The organism is Anseongella ginsenosidimutans (genome assembly GCF_008033235.1).
Classification (GTDB): domain Bacteria; phylum Bacteroidota; class Bacteroidia; order Sphingobacteriales; family Sphingobacteriaceae; genus Anseongella; species Anseongella ginsenosidimutans.
On the sequence record NZ_CP042432.1, the window covers coordinates 4,060,059 to 4,071,850 of the forward strand.

Annotated in this window: 9 protein-coding genes, 1 tRNA gene and 1 pseudogene; 3 read left to right on the forward strand and 8 right to left on the reverse strand. The window is 50.5% G+C overall.

Features of this window, described 5'->3' with window-relative positions:
* Positions 1 to 3: 3 nt before the first annotated feature.
* The 3 genes and pseudogenes from cobA to FRZ59_RS17165 form a co-directional block, all read right to left on the reverse strand.
* A complete protein-coding gene (cobA, locus tag FRZ59_RS17155) occupies positions 4 to 780 on the reverse strand; it encodes a uroporphyrinogen-III C-methyltransferase (protein WP_132129670.1) in 777 nt (258 codons plus the stop codon).
* 1 nt (position 781) lies between these two features.
* Positions 782 to 2,899: a HEPN domain-containing protein gene (locus tag FRZ59_RS17160; protein ID WP_132129671.1), complete on the reverse strand. Its 2,118-nt coding sequence runs from the start codon at positions 2,897 to 2,899 to the stop codon at positions 782 to 784.
* Positions 2,900 to 3,264: 365 nt separating this feature from the next.
* Positions 3,265 to 3,611: pseudogene (locus tag FRZ59_RS17165) on the reverse strand (RrF2 family transcriptional regulator); the annotation flags it as partial.
* Between the two features lie 114 nt (positions 3,612 to 3,725).
* On the opposite strand from FRZ59_RS17165, the gene FRZ59_RS17170 reads away from it, so the two are divergent.
* A tRNA-Gln gene (locus FRZ59_RS17170) sits at positions 3,726 to 3,799 on the forward strand.
* 104 nt (positions 3,800 to 3,903) lie between these two features.
* On the opposite strand, the gene FRZ59_RS17175 is transcribed toward FRZ59_RS17170, so the two are convergent.
* Both FRZ59_RS17175 and FRZ59_RS17180 read right to left on the reverse strand, forming a co-directional pair.
* Positions 3,904 to 4,371, reverse strand: a complete 468-nt coding sequence (locus FRZ59_RS17175; protein WP_147698385.1) for a hypothetical protein — start codon at positions 4,369 to 4,371, stop codon at positions 3,904 to 3,906.
* Complete coding sequence (locus FRZ59_RS17180; protein ID WP_147698386.1) at positions 4,362 to 4,667, reverse strand: hypothetical protein; 306 nt, start codon at positions 4,665 to 4,667, stop codon at positions 4,362 to 4,364. The genes FRZ59_RS17175 and FRZ59_RS17180 overlap by 10 nt, the downstream gene beginning before the upstream one ends.
* A gap of 94 nt (positions 4,668 to 4,761) precedes the next feature.
* Between FRZ59_RS17180 and FRZ59_RS17185 the strand changes: the two genes are divergently transcribed.
* Positions 4,762 to 7,032 (forward strand): monovalent cation:proton antiporter family protein, encoded by a 2,271-nt coding sequence (locus tag FRZ59_RS17185; RefSeq protein WP_132129674.1) that lies wholly within the window; start codon positions 4,762 to 4,764, stop codon positions 7,030 to 7,032.
* A 96-nt stretch (positions 7,033 to 7,128) separates the two neighbouring features.
* On the opposite strand, the gene FRZ59_RS17190 is transcribed toward FRZ59_RS17185, so the two are convergent.
* Together FRZ59_RS17190 and FRZ59_RS17195 are read right to left on the reverse strand one after the other, a co-directional pair.
* Positions 7,129 to 7,704, reverse strand: coding sequence for a YceI family protein (locus FRZ59_RS17190; protein ID WP_132129675.1), 576 nt, complete (start codon positions 7,702 to 7,704; stop codon positions 7,129 to 7,131).
* Positions 7,705 to 7,875: 171 nt separating this feature from the next.
* Positions 7,876 to 8,436, reverse strand: coding sequence for an NADPH-dependent FMN reductase (locus tag FRZ59_RS17195; protein ID WP_132129676.1), 561 nt, complete (start codon positions 8,434 to 8,436; stop codon positions 7,876 to 7,878).
* A gap of 47 nt (positions 8,437 to 8,483) precedes the next feature.
* Between FRZ59_RS17195 and FRZ59_RS17200 the strand changes: the two genes are divergently transcribed.
* Positions 8,484 to 9,830, forward strand: a complete 1,347-nt coding sequence (locus FRZ59_RS17200; RefSeq protein WP_132129677.1) for an MATE family efflux transporter — start codon at positions 8,484 to 8,486, stop codon at positions 9,828 to 9,830.
* On the opposite strand, the gene htpG is transcribed toward FRZ59_RS17200, so the two are convergent.
* Positions 9,831 to 11,717, reverse strand: a complete 1,887-nt coding sequence (gene htpG / locus FRZ59_RS17205) for a molecular chaperone HtpG (RefSeq protein WP_132129678.1) — start codon at positions 11,715 to 11,717, stop codon at positions 9,831 to 9,833.
* Positions 11,718 to 11,792: the final 75 nt, after the last annotated feature.

Sequence of the window (11,792 nt, forward strand, 5' to 3'; positions counted from 1 at the left end):
CTGTTATAAATTGTTAATATAATCGTAGAACTCCCTGATCTTGTGAAACTCGGGATGTTCCGCCACGACTTCGCCGATAACGATCACAGCTGGATTACCTACCTGCTTTTCGGCAACGACTTCCCGGATGGTTTCAATGATGCCAATCGCGGTTTTCCGGTCGGGCAAGCTTCCGTTCTGGATGACAGCTACCGGCCAGTCCTTTTTCCCGGCATTCTTATACACCTCTATGATCTCGTCCAGTTTTTTGGTTCCCATCAGGATAATAACGGTGGCATCGGACCGGGCGGCCCGGGCTATATCAGCGGAAAGTTCCCCCTTGGTATTCGTGCCTGTGATCACCCAGAAGCTTTCGCTGACGCCCCTGCTCGTGAGGGGAATCTTTTCCAGTTCCGGCACCGCAATACTGCTGGAAATTCCCGGAATGACGGCGGTTTCAATATTATAGGATTCGGCATGATAAATTTCTTCATACCCGCGTCCGAATACAAAGGGATCGCCGCCTTTTAAGCGTACCACGTGCCCGTAATGGAAGGCAAAATCCACGATGAGATCGTTTATCTGCCGCTGGGAATACGCATGGTTGCCGGCACGCTTGCCCACAAACACCTTTTTGGCGCCTGCAGGGGCAAACCGCAGCAGTTCTTCACTGATCAGTGCGTCATATAGTACCACATCCGCCGTAGCCAGTGTACGTATCCCCTTTAAGGTGATCAGTTCCGGATCCCCGGGGCCTGCTCCTACGAGGGTTAGCTTTGGATGTTTAATTGTCCCGTTCATTTTAGCTATTCGTTTCAGCCAGTTCGCGGTTTTGCTCCCGGAAAGCAATGGCATTCCTGAGAAAATCGGCCGCTCCTGCTATATATTCTACGGCAAAACCTTCGCCGGGTTCATTTTTATTGATCCTGGTCACATGTTCCCGGAAGCCTTCAGGGAAAGTGAACTTTCCGGCTGCCACATACCGGCTGTCAAATTCGTTCATTATCTTGATCTGGGTGCTGGGGTTCACGCCCTCGTCCAGTAAGAGTGCTTTTGCGGTATTGATATACAAGCCATAGCCATGATAAATAGCGTCGGCGTATCTGCCGGCCTCGAAATTTTCCTTCGCCAGCTCCAGCTTTTCTTCCGAATCAGCTAAAAGCGTAGCCACCAGGTCTATCACCACGCTGGCACACTCCCCTACGCCTATGGCGGTGGCGAACTGTTCGTCCTGTCCCCAGTCGATGAATTCATCCGGCCGAAGGGTGCTTGTATCGGCCAGGGGTTTCAGCAACTCGTAGAAATATTCCTTGCTGCGACGGTCATAATAATCATTGAAGTATTCCCCATCCTGGCTATTAGCCTCGTAATCGCGAAGCACCAGCCTTAATACATCCGGCCCCCTTTTACTGGGTACCTTGATCACTTTCTCAGCGGTGCGGCCTACCCCGTCGCCAACGATGCCTCCGCCCAGTAAGACCTGGAGGGCCGGGTACACCTTACCGGCGGCCTTCGCGGAACTTCCATGGAAACCGATGCTTGCAATACCGTGCTGGCCGCAGGAATTCATACAGCCGCTGATCTTTATCTTTATGTCGTTATTGTAAATAAGTTCGGGGAATTCATTGGTTATCACCCTTTCAAATACCCTGGTCACGTTCATGCTGTCGGAGATGCCCAGGTTACAGGTATCGGTTCCCGGACAGGTAGTCACGTCCGCCACGCTTTCAAAGCCGGGTTCGGCCAGTTCAAGCTTGTCCAGTTCGGAAAAGAGATAAGGCAATGCTTCGGGCCGCGCGAATTTCAGGATAAGACCCTGGGTGGCAGCCACCCGGATATCGTCCGCTACATAGTCGCGCACGGCGCTTACCAGCTTGCGGGCAGTGCCTGTGCTGATATCGCCCGTCTGCACTTTTATCGATACTTTATAAAAGCCCTTCTGCTTTTGCTCGCTCACATTGGTCTTTAACCAGGCCTGGTATTTTTGCTCGTTCTCTATCTTTACTTCCGGTACAGGCCTTTCCGCCGGCGGCTGGGTTTCCGGTAAAATATGCCGGTTAATAGGATAGCTCTTCGATTTATTGGCCACCCGCTCTTCTTCCACCATCCTGACCACTTCTTCCAGCCCCAGGTTAGCGATCAGGTATTTCATGCGGGCTTTATTCCGGTTATTCCTTTCGCCGTAGCGTTCAAAAACGCGGATCACCGACTCAATATAGGGGATCACCTGGTCTTCAGGAAGGAATTCATGGACCAGCTTGGAGGTCATCGGCTGCGCTCCCAGGCCGCCGCCGATCACCACTTTGAAACCGCGCACTTCCGTGCCGTTTTCCTGGCGAAGTTTCGGGATCAGGCCCACGTCGTGAATGAAGCTCCAGGCCGTATCGGATTCCGCGGAAGAAAAAGCAACTTTGAATTTCCGGCCCATGTCCTGGCAAATGGGATTACGCAGGAAATAACGGAAAGTTTCGTATGCGTAGGGCGAAACGTCAAAAGGCTCATCGGGATCAATGCCGGCAATGGGAGAGGCGGTTACGTTCCTTACCGTATTCCCGCAGGCTTCCCGGATGGTCACCTCGTCCTTGTCCAGCTGCGCCCATAGTTCGGGTGTACGGTCCAGGCTTACAAAATGGATCTGGATATCCTGCCGGGTGGTCAGGTGAAGATTGCCGGTTGCGTATTCATCAGAGACATCGGCAATGGCAAGCAGCTTTTTAAAGGTCAGGAATCCAAAAGGTATCTTGATCCTGACCATTTGTACTCCCTTCTGCCGCTGCCCGTAAATTCCCCGGGCCAGCCGTAAGCTGCGGAATTTTGTTTCCGGAATAGCTCCTTCATGGAAGCGCCTGATCTTCTTTTCCAGCTCAATGATCTCTCGTTCTACCACAGGGTTTTCCAGTTCAGTCCTGAAACTTTGCATAATACCTTCTTGTTTTGATTAAAAAAAAGGCCCTTTCAACTTCGGTGGAAAGGGCCTTGACATTTCTTGTATATGATTTACGATATAGTCATTCTCTTCCGCCGCTTCACGAATTCCTTCATACAACAATTACACATCCCGAAAGTGTTAAAAGAATGGATCATCATTTCTTTTTTTGTAAAGTGCAAATATATATATAATCTCTATGGAAGTGGTAGTGTTTCCGCCTATTTTTTTTCGGCGGAAATATTTTGTTTTGATAATCAAGGGGTTAATTTCAAACTGCTGCTGAGTTCCTTTTCCCTGCTAACGATATCAGCAATGCTTGTTTCGGTAAGGATCTGCAGGGCTGCATCCCTTACGTCAATGAATACATTCCGGATACCACAGGTAACCTCGTCTTTGCATTCATCGCAGCGTTCGTAAAAATTCAGGCTCACACAGGGAAGAAGGGCTATGGGCCCGTCGGTAACGCGCAGTATTTGCACGAGCTTGACTTCCGCGGGGTCTTTAGCCATGTAATAGCCGCCCCCGCACCTTTCTTACTATGCAATACTCCCGCGTTACGGAGTTCAAGCAGGATCAGTTCAAGAAATTTTTTAGGGATTTTTTCCTCCTCTGCCAGCCTTGAGATCAATACGGGCACTCCCTTTTCACTTTTCGCCAATGCCACCAGCGCCTTTATAGCGTATTTTGTCTTTTTTGATAACATATTTATCCCTCTAAAATAGGAATTTCTTTTTAATCCTCTGGTATTTTAAAATGAATGCCTATTTTTGCGTCCCTTACAAAACAGATCCTGCCGGAAGTTGTTTTGTGATATTATTGCCCGATAGTATAATGGTAGTACGTCAGATTCTGGTTCTGATTGTCTAGGTTCGAATCCTGGTCGGGCAACCATTACCCTCCTCTCCTCTACCGGCCTCCGGGTTCCCGGCTTAGCGGCAAGCATTGCTGTTGCGGGCGCTACGCTAAGTGTTGCGGGCGTCAAGTGTTGCGATCACCTAAAAACGGAAGCCCAGGCATATTCCGGCACGGAGATCGATGAATGTACCGCTGATGTCCGCCCTTGTGCCATTATCATCCACTTCCACATCCGTTTTCATTCTTCGAAAGTCAAGGTCTTCCAGTTCCCTTCTCACCGCCTCCTGCTCTTCGGGGCTTAAGCTTATCTTACCCCTTAGTTTCCCGCCCGCCGGCCCGGCTGCTATGCCCACTAACCACCAATCCAGGTAAAGTTTCTCACCGAGCTTCCACTGGACCCCGGTAAGAACACCTGCGGTAATCTTATTCAGTTTCCCGCTTACTGGTATAGTCTTCCTTACCTCCTCCCCTTCCGGCCCTGTTAGTTGATATTCGTATTCGGGTAAATTTCCCTGGTAATGCGCAAAACGAATATACGGACCAAGGTAAAATCCCCGCGGGGCGCCAAGCTTGCCAGGGTAATAACGTCCCTCTGCCGTTACGGCCACATTACTAAGCTTGGCATTTTTCCATTCCTCGTAAACTTCCTCTCCGCCGATAAAAACTTAAGATCTTCAAGCAGGGGAACCGGGCCTTCCGGCATAAAACGGAAACCGCCTGCAAGCGTAAACCTGTCATCGATCCTGCGTTCATACTGAAACGAAAAATTCCGTAACACCGGTGAAGCCAGGTTCATCTTTACGATGTTTCGCCCGCTGCCGTCCGCGGAAGCAGAAACGTCCTGTGCAGCAGGCCGCCCGGACCAGCTGCAAAGAAAGATCAGCAGGATAAAATATTTTTTCATCAGAATGATAATATAGTGATAATTCGTCTTTCCCTGGTAAAGACGACCCTTTTTTGTATTTTTGAAACAATCCTTATTCCTTAAAAGATAATCTATGGGGCATTTACCTGATTTAATTCGAGATTTAGCGCTCATCCTGGTCGCCGGTGCAATTACGACCATCATTTTCCGGAAAATAAAGCAGCCTCTGGTATTAGGTTATATCATTGCCGGATTTCTTGTAGGCCCGCATTTTGAACTCATACCCACAGTCGTTGATAACGCGAACATAAAAACGCTGGCCGATATCGGCGTGATCTTCCTTTTATTCGGGCTTGGCCTGGAATTCAGCTTTAAAAAACTTTTGAGGGTGGGAGGCGCGGCTTCCATCACCGCTTTCGTAGAGATCATTTTTATTACCACAACCGGTTATTTCGCCGGCCAGTTAATGGGCTGGACAACCATGGACAGCTTGTTTTTAGGAGGCATGCTGGCCAGTTCATCCACGACCATTATTATCCGCGCTTTCGATGAACTGGGAATGAAAACCAAGCAATTTGCACGGATTGTCTTTGGCGTCCTGGTGGTGGAGGATATCGTGGTCATTCTGTTAATGGTATTGCTTTCTACTATGGCCGTGAGCCAGCAATTCGAGGGTTCGGAGATGCTGTTTACCGTGCTGAAACTTTTGTTTTTTCTGGCAGTTTGGTTTATTTCGGGTATTTTCCTGCTGCCTACCCTTCTGAAGAAGGCCCGGAAACTGCTGGATGAAGAAACCCTGCTGATCACCGCAATCGGGCTTTGCCTGGGCATGGTCGTGCTGGCTACCCAGGTAGGTTTTTCGGCGGAATTAGGGGCTTTTATTATGGGCTCCATTATCGCGGAAACTACTTCGGCCGAAAAAGTAGAACACCTGATCAAGCCCGTGAAAGATCTCTTCGGGGCCGTGTTTTTTGTTTCAGTAGGCATGATGATAGATCCAAGGGCGATAGCCGAATACGGCCTGCCGGTGCTGGTGGTGACCCTGCTGACCCTGGTCGGGAAACTGTTCAGTACCACCCTTGGGGCGATGTTGTCCGGACAACCGTTGAAACAGTCCATGCAGGTTGGAATGAGCATGGCCCAGATCGGGGAATTTGCCTTTATCGTTGCCACGCTGGGGCTTTCCCTGGGAGTGATCTCCGATTTCCTTTTCCCGGTAGCGGTGGGCGCTTCAGCCATTACCACCTTTACCACGCCTTACCTGATCAAGCTTTCCGGCCCTTTCCACGATTCTCTTGTAAAGGTGCTTCCGGAAAAATGGGTCAACGCTTTAAACGCCTATTCTTCAAATACGCAAAAAATACAGGCTGAGAGCGACTGGAAGATCGTGCTTAAATCCTACGCACGGATCGTCGCGACCAACGGGGTGATCATACTGGCGCTGATGCTGCTGTCTTTTAATTTCCTGATCCCTTTCCTTGCCCGTAATTTCCAGGATGACATGCTCAGAAATACGCTTGGCCTGGTCATCTCCTTAGGTATCGGCGCTCCCTTTCTGTGGGCCCTGATGGCCCGGCGCCCGGACAATATTGCCTATAAGGAGTTATGGACAAACAGGAAATACAACCGCGGCCCCTTGCTGATCATTGAAATTCTGAGGAACGCCCTGGGGATCCTGCTGATCGGCTTCTGGGTGAACCGCTTCTTTTCCACGCTGGTAGCCTTGCTGGTAGCTGTTCCAATCATTATCCTGGTAATGGTCATTTTCTCCCAGCGTATCCAGACCCTGTACCGCCGCCTGGAAGGCAGCTTTTTAAGCAACCTCAATGCCCGCGAAAGAGCCGCTTTGGAAAATGAATCACTTGCTTCCGAGGTGCTGAAGCGGAACTCCTCCCTGCAGCCCGCCCTGGATCCCTGGGATGCGCATATCGTGGACCTGGAAGTGGGACAGCAGGCCGCCTATGCCGGCGAAACACTTAGAGACCTGGGATGGCGGGAAAAATACGGGATTAACGTCGTGTACCTGAAACGCGGCGAGAAATTGATCCATGCTCCCGGGAGGGACCAGAAGGTGCTGCCTTTTGATCATGTGGGTATTATCGCAACGGATGACCAGCTGCAAACCTTCATGCCTGTATTCAATGCCACCGAGTCTTCCGCCGGCGCCAATATTACCACGGAAGATATTGCCCTGCAAAAGATCGTGATTGACGAACACACCAGCCTGCGGGGCCGGACGCTTCGCGACTCAGGCATACGTGAGAACCTGAACGGCCTCGTTGTGGGAATCGAACGGGACGGGAACCGGATCCTCAACCCCGATTCCAACATGAAATTCGAATGGGACGATATTGTCTGGGTAGTTGGAGACAGGAAGCTGATCCAGCATCTCCGGGACCGGTAGATCCGGCGTTATCCGCTCCGGCAGGTGATAGAAAAAAGAGAGGCGCGTCAATGTATAACGCGCCTCTGGGTACCTGCTATTTCTTATACCGGGAATTTATTGCTTTTTAAATTCCCCGTCAGCTTTGATCTGCACCTCGTCGCTGAGCATGGGCGGCGAAAATTTGGAGCCGATGCCAAAGTCAGAACGTTTCAGGGTTCCGGTCAGCTGGAAACCGGCGGTAGACGAGTTATCACGGTCGCTTACATTGGTTCCCCTGTACCACAGGTCCATGGTCACCGGCTTAGTGACACCGTGCATAGTAAGGTCGCCCGTAAGTTTATACCTGTCTTTTCCGGCTTTCTTAATTCCCGTACTTTTGAAGGTGATCTTGGGAAACTTTTCCACGTCGAAAAAATCGGCGCTGCGTAAATGGTTGTCGCGCTTTTCAATTTCGGTATCGATGGAAGCGACCTCAATGGAAAGATCAAAGACCGCATCACTGAAATCTTCTTTAGCAGCTGTAATGGTGGATTCAAAACTGTTAAACAAGCCCGACACATCTGAAATTCCACTATGCGTAATGGAAAAAGCGACCTTGGAATGAGCCGGATCGGCTTGCCAGGTGGATTGGGCAAAAAGTACCGAAGTACTCAGCAGGGCAATCGCCAGAAAGGAGAGGATTTTTTTCATATCTAAAATTGTTTGTGTGCAAAGTTACAAAGGCGGAACGATGTAAAATAACAATTTAAGACAGAAAATCCAAACAGCAGCAGATTCCCCGGAAATGTTCCCTGGGCACAAGAATTTCTTCCGTCTGCGAGTGTTGCGTGGATTATTGTGCGATCACACGTGTGGCAATCACTAGCCGGTTATTTTCTTTGCCTGTTTCACCAGCTGTTCCAGCAACTTGCGCATCAGGTCTTTCGCCGTTTCGTCGGTAAGGTTGCCCTGTTCGTCGAACTTGTCTGCCGCGTTAGCGATCATTACCTCCGGCTGGTTTACTGCATGCATATTCAGGAAAACGAACATTTGCCGCAGGTGGTACTGTGCCCGGGCCGTGGCGATAGCGCCTATGGAAGCGCCCATTACAGCTGCCGGCTTCCCGTCAAAGGCATTATCGCCGTAGGGCCTGGAGGCCCAGTCAATGGCATTTTTCAGCACGCCGGGAACAGAGTAATTATATTCCGGCGTCACAAAGAGAATAGCGTCCGCTTCCCTCACCTTCTGCTTTAGTTCCACGATCTTTTGAGGCGGATTATTTTCCTCGTCCTGGTTAAAGCCGGGAATACTGCCTTCCAGTTCGAAAACTTCCAGCACCGCTCCTTCGGGTACCAGTTTTACCGCTTCCTGCAAGGTAGCCCGGTTGAAGGATTGCCGCCTCAGGCTTCCGGCGATACCGAGAATACGAAATTGAGAATCCATAAGCTTTTTGCTTAGCGATTGCAAAAGCTGTACCGTATTTTTGCCGCATGTCTGCGAATGCGCTTTACGGAGAAGCAAATAAAACGGTTAAACTGGCCAGCCCCATTATCCTGGGGGAGCTGGCCCAGATGACCCTGAGCCTGATCGACACGGCGATGGTTGGAGCGGTAAGTTATAAGCAGCTGGCAGCGGTGGCGCTGGTAATGAGCGTGGTTAATATCCCCTTTATCTTCGGGATTGGCATGACCATGTCCATTTCGCAAATGGTGTCGATGGCGCACGGGCGCTACGACAGCCAGCGGGTATCCCATTACTTCTATAACGGTTTCTGGCTGAGCGCGGCGACTGCCCTGCTGATCTTTCTCGGACTGGAATTCGGACGGAATATTCTTTTTCACCTGGACCAGGATCCGGAGGTGGCCCGCCTGGCCGTGCCCTTTCTGCGCATTACCAGCATTTCGGTGATTCCCATGCTTTTGTTCATGGCCCTGAAGCAGTTTACCGACGGCCTTGAATATACCCGGACGGCAATGATCCTTTCATTGGCGGCACTGCCGCTGAACGCTTTCCTGAACTGGCTGCTCATTTTCGGCAACTGGGGATTCCCGCGGCTGGAACTGGTGGGCGCAGCCTGGGGAACGCTGATCAGCCGCAGCCTTATTTTCTTTATACTGGCCGGGATCATCATCAGCCATAAACGCTTTCGCCGTTACGTGGCCGTAAGGCGGAACCAATGGAAATTCAAGTGGGAGACAATGAAAGAATTACTGCGCATAGGCGTTCCAAGCAGCCTTCAGGCGGGAATGGAAGTAAGCGTTTTCGCGGTTTCGGCTATCCTGGTGGGCACGATCGGCGCTATTGAACAGGCAGCCCATCAGATTGCCATGAATTGCGCCGCCTTTACCTTCATGGTTTCGATGGGATTGGCACAGGGAGGATCCATCCGTATCAGCAATGCCTACGGGCGCGGTGACCGGCTAAAAATACAACAGATAGGCAAGAGCAGCCTGCTGACGGCACTGGCATACGGCCTCCTTTGCTGCATTGTCTTCGCCGTTTTCAGGCGGCAGCTGCCCCTGCTGTTTAATGATAATGCGGCCGTGATCAGCCTTGCCGCTACACTTTTGCTGTTTGCTTCCGTTTTCCAGATATCGGACGCCACACAGGCCGTGAACGTGGGCATTCTGCGGGGCATCAAGGATGTCAAAGTCCCTACCCTGCTTGTAGCGGTTTCTTACTGGATCATTGGCGTTCCCTCCGGTTACCTGCTGGCCTTTCACTTTAACATGGGCGCAACCGGTATCTGGAGCGGGCTGATCATAGGGCTGAGCCTGGTATCCTTCTTCCTGACCCTGCGTTTTCTGAAACTCGGAAAAGAGGCTCGGCTGAATTGATCAGTCCCCGATCAGGTGTACGCTCCGGTTGACAAATGCTGTCAGTTCGGCGCCGCTGAGCATGCCCCGGGAGAGCAAGGCCAGGTCAACCGCCTGCCGTGCAAGCAGCGCTTGTTTCTCCTGGTTCTCCGCATTCAGTATCCGTAAAATGAGGGGGTGATTGCCATTCACCACCACCTGGTACCGGTCGGGCATATTGCCGTAAAAACTCATTCCTCCCGTCTTCGCCATTTCCTTCATTCGCTGGGTGAATTCATCAACGGTTACGGTAACCGGAGCGTCTCCCGGGCTAAGGGACTCCACTTCCACCGTCATATCCGGCTTATCCACCGCCCTGGCAAATACTTCCTTCACCCCTTTTACCTGTTCCTCGCTCAGCAGGGTTTCGGTTGCTTCCTCTTTAGGGATCAGTTTATCGGCCACATCCGAATCCACTCTTTTCAGGGAGGTCTTTTCCAGTTTTTGTTCCAGCTGGCTTACAAAATGGTTGTCAACCGGGGAATCCAGCAGCAACACATCATAGCCTTTTTTTGCCGCCGACTGAATATAGGTATCCTGTACCGCGGGATCTGAAGAATAGAGGTAGACCAGGTTGCCGTCTTTGTCCGTTTGCAGGCCGGCCGCCTTTTCACGGTATTCTTCAAGGGTAAAATGTTCTCCTTTTACGTTGGTCAGCAGGCCGAATTCTTTCGCCTTTTCGTAAAACTTTTCATCGGTGATCATTCCGTATTTTACGAAGAGGCCGATATCCTTCCATTTTTCCTCGTATCCCTTCCGGTCATTCTTGAAAAGTTCCGACAGTTTATCGGCGACTTTTTTACTGATATAGCTATTGATCTTCTTTACGCTGCTGTCGGCCTGCAGGAAGCTGCGGGAAACATTCAGCGGAATGTCCGGCGAATCGATGATACCATGCAGCAGCATCAGGAAATCCGGGACAATGTCTTTTACCTCATCGGTAATGAAAACCTGCCGGGAAAAGAGCTTGATCTTATTCCGCTGGAATTCCAGTTCATTCTTTACCTGCGGAAAATAAAGAATACCAGTCAGGTTAAAGGGATAATCTACGTTAAGATGGATCCAGAAAAGCGGATCCGGCGACATCGGGTAAAGTTCCCGGTAAAATTCCAGGTAATCTTCATCCTTCAGGTCGGCGGGCTTCCGGGTCCAGGCGGGCGAGGTGTTATTAATGATATTATCGCTCTCCACCTGTTTGTACTTCGGCTTACCTTCTTCATCCTCTCCGTCGGGCTCCTGTAAGGATTTCGTGCCGAATTTAACCGGAACGGGCAGGAATTTACAATACTTGTCAAGGATCACCTGCAGCCGGTAGCGGTCCAGGAATTCTTTCGCGTCTTCGTTGATATGAAGAATAATGTCTGTCCCCCGCTCCGTCCGCTTTCCTTTTTTTATTTCAAAACTGGTGCTGCCGTCGCATTCCCAATGGACCGGCTCCGCTCCTTCCTGGTAGGAAAGGGTTTCTATTTCCACCAGTCCCGCCACCATAAAGGCTGAATAAAAGCCCAGCCCGAACTTCCCGATGATCTCACCGGCATCCTTTGCCTTTTCATACTTTTCCAGGAATTCGCTGGCGCCGGAAAATGCGATCTGGTTGATATATTTTTTTACCTCTTCAGCCGTCATGCCAATACCGCGGTCTGAAATAGTGATGGTCTTTTCCTTTTCGTCAAATGCAACTTCCACCCTGAGATCGCCCAGATCTCCGCTGAACTGCCCCAAAGAGGATAGCCGTTTGGCTTTCTGGGTCGCATCAACTGCGTTGGAGACCAGCTCGCGCAGAAAGATCTCGTTATCAGAGTATAAAAATTTCTTAATGATGGGGAAGATGTTCTCCGTGTGAATTGAAATAGTTCCTTTTTCCTGCATGATCTTCTGATTTGAAACACCAGCTCTTCCGCAAGTCACATTCCAAAGTGCGGAAAACAGTCAAATTGGCAGACA

Excerpts from the sequence above, each read along its gene's own strand:
- cobA (WP_132129670.1), bottom strand. The coding sequence starts at position 780 with ATGAACGGGACAATTAAACATCCAAAGCTAACCCTCGTAGGAGCAGGC.
- htpG (WP_132129678.1), bottom strand. The coding sequence starts at position 11,717 with ATGCAGGAAAAAGGAACTATTTCAATTCACACGGAGAACATCTTCCCC.
- FRZ59_RS17195 (WP_132129676.1), bottom strand. The coding sequence starts at position 8,436 with ATGGATTCTCAATTTCGTATTCTCGGTATCGCCGGAAGCCTGAGGCGG.
- FRZ59_RS17200 (WP_132129677.1), top strand. The coding sequence starts at position 8,484 with ATGTCTGCGAATGCGCTTTACGGAGAAGCAAATAAAACGGTTAAACTG.
- FRZ59_RS17160 (WP_132129671.1), bottom strand. The coding sequence starts at position 2,899 with ATGCAAAGTTTCAGGACTGAACTGGAAAACCCTGTGGTAGAACGAGAG.
- FRZ59_RS17190 (WP_132129675.1), bottom strand. The coding sequence starts at position 7,704 with ATGAAAAAAATCCTCTCCTTTCTGGCGATTGCCCTGCTGAGTACTTCG.
- FRZ59_RS17180 (WP_147698386.1), bottom strand. The coding sequence starts at position 4,667 with ATGAAAAAATATTTTATCCTGCTGATCTTTCTTTGCAGCTGGTCCGGG.
- FRZ59_RS17185 (WP_132129674.1), top strand. The coding sequence starts at position 4,762 with ATGGGGCATTTACCTGATTTAATTCGAGATTTAGCGCTCATCCTGGTC.